Below are 214 nucleotides of genomic sequence, written 5' to 3'. Positions count from 1 at the left end.
GGCCCGGTTCGATTGGACCGCTGCATGCATGTGTCGGATCGGTCGCGGAGCGCCCAGCTTCGTCTCGCGCTTCGAGTAGCGCAGCAGCCATTTTCGGCGTCATCCGCAGACCTCGTCCGGTGAGGGACGATCCCGTCATTGATTTTCCATCTATTGGAGATAAACCACCGGCTTCCAGCCGGTCCGCTTCAGCGTCTTCGTTGATGATCTCTCC

At 59.8% G+C, this 214-nt stretch carries 1 protein-coding gene; it reads right to left on the bottom strand.

Annotated elements, in window-relative coordinates; all coding sequences use genetic code 11:
• On the bottom strand, positions 1-214 hold a 214-nt coding region (locus AB2B41_RS23875), incomplete at both ends, for a hypothetical protein (RefSeq protein WP_367880300.1).

Source organism: Sulfitobacter sediminis (assembly GCF_040811725.1).
GTDB lineage: Bacteria > Pseudomonadota > Alphaproteobacteria > Rhodobacterales > Rhodobacteraceae > Sulfitobacter > Sulfitobacter sediminis.
Note: the sequence above shows the minus strand (reverse complement) of the source record. Positions and strands in the feature narration are given on the sequence as shown.